The organism is Streptomyces sp. SID14515 (assembly GCF_010548505.1).
Classification (GTDB): domain Bacteria; phylum Actinomycetota; class Actinomycetes; order Streptomycetales; family Streptomycetaceae; genus Streptomyces; species Streptomyces caviscabies.
Genome location: NZ_JAAGMH010000104.1, coordinates 1 through 1922, shown reverse-complemented (window position 1 = coordinate 1922; position 1922 = coordinate 1). Strand labels below are relative to the sequence as shown.

Here is a 1922-nt window from a genome sequence, read left to right as displayed (position 1 = left end):
CCGCAGCCCCCCGGTCCGCCCGGTGCTCCGGGTGCTCCGCGGCCGCCCGGCCCGCCGGGTCCGCCGCCCGGTGCCACGCCGCCTCCGGGTGGCGGGGTGCACCACGCGGAGACGATGTTCGCGGGTCCGGGGCAGGTCGGTCCTCCGGGTCCTCCCGGTCCGCCCGGTGCCCCGGGCGCTTCGCCGGTCGGCGCCCCCGGCCCCGTACCGCAGCCGCCGGGTCCGCCCGGTCCGCCGCCCGGTCCGCACACCCCGCCGCCCCCGGCGTACGGCTATCCGCAGCAGCCCACCGGTCAGCCGACCGTGGGCCCCGGCTACCAGGCCGTGCTGCGGTTCCGGGCTCCGGACGGCAGCGAGCAGCAGCTGATCCGCCGCTCGGCGCCGGGCACCCCGCACCCCGAGTGGCAGATGCTGCACGAGCTGCGGGCGATGAACGTGCCGCCGCAGCAGGTCATCGAGCTGCACACCGAGCTGGAGTCCTGCGAGCTGCCGGGCGGGTACTGCGCCCGGATGATCCGGGAGACCTGGCCGCAGGTGCGGATCACCAGCGTCGCGCCGTACGGCACGGATCACGCCAGCCGGCAGCAGGGCATGCAGCATCTGCTGACGCATCAGGGCGAGCTGCACCAGGTCGCGGACGGCCCGGCGCGGCCCGCGCCGGTGCGGGCGCCGCTGCCGCAGCTGCCGCCCGCGCCCGCGCTGCCGCCGGAGGCGGTGGCCGAGGAGCTGGTGCAGGCGTTCGGTCCGCAGGGCATCCTGCGGTTCGACCAGCGGGCGGTGTCCCGTCAGGGCGTGCCCGAGGTCGTCGCGCACACCCTGGTGTGGGCGGGGCTGCCCGCCGATTTCGGGCCGTTCTTCTGGGCGCAGCCCGGGCAGCCGGTGGTGCCGACGCTGGCCGAGCTGGCCGCGCAGCGTCAGGTGCAGCCCGCGCCGGACGCGGGGTCGTACCTGGTGATGGGTACGGACTTCGGCAAGGCGATCTGTGTCCAGTACGGGACGGCGAACATCGTGGCCGTGCCGGTGGAGGCGGGCCCCGGCGGGCAGTCGGTGCCGCCGCAGTTCGTGAACACCGGGCTGCCGGAGTTCGTGCGGTCGATGGCGCTGCTGGGCCGGATGTGGCGGCTGAGGTTCGGGCTGAACCCGGAGCAGGCGGGCCGCTGGACCGTCGACTTCCAGGCACAGCTGGTCGCGCTGGACCCGGCGGCGCTGGCGTCGCCGGAGAGCTGGTGGTCGGTGCTGCTGGAGCAGATGTGGGACGGCCTGATCTGAGCCGTACGCGATGCCGTGCGCGGTGCTGAACGGCGAGCGTGTACGAGGCGCCCGGACCCGGAAGGGGCCGGGCGCCTCGTCGTTTGCCGGGCCGCCGGGCCGATGACCACCGGTTCGCCCGGTTCTGTGATGCCGGTCGCTTCCGGCCTGAATGCTGCTGATCGATTCCGACTTCCGGCACCAATTGCCGCATCCTTGACGTATCGCGGGGCGACCCGTGTGCATCCGTGCGTCCGTGTGCCGGTGCGTCCGTGTGTCGTAGAGGGGCTTCAGGCTATGAGTGCTGGACCGGTGTCCGCGTTCGACGTCGTCGGCGTGCGGGGGCGTGGCTACCGTCCGGAGCAGGTGGACCGGGCGATGGCCGCCCGGACGGCCGAGCGGGACAGGGCGCTCGCGGAAGTCTCGCGGCTGACGGCGCTGGCGGAGGAGCTCGCGGGCGAGGCGGCCCGGCTGGCGGAGACCGCGGCGGCCCTGCCCGAGCAGGACTACGCGGAGCTGGGGGAGCGGGCCCAGCGGATTCTCGGGCTGGCGCAGGAGCAGGCCGCCTCGCTGCTGGCGGACGCGGAGGCGGCGGGCCAGGAGCTGGCGGACGCGGCCGACGCCGCGGGCCGGGCGGCCGGGGAGGCGGCGCGGGAGGCGGCGGACGCGGTGCG

1 protein-coding gene and 1 pseudogene are annotated in these 1922 nt (G+C 76.0%); both read left to right on the top strand.

From position 1 onward, the window contains the following. Positions 1-1269, top strand: a 1269-nt coding sequence (locus G3I54_RS23195) for an SUKH-4 family immunity protein (protein WP_239144522.1), incomplete at its 5' end; no start/stop codon positions are given. 276 nt (positions 1270-1545) lie between these two features. Next, positions 1546-1922: pseudogene (locus G3I54_RS23190) on the top strand (cellulose-binding protein); the annotation flags it as partial.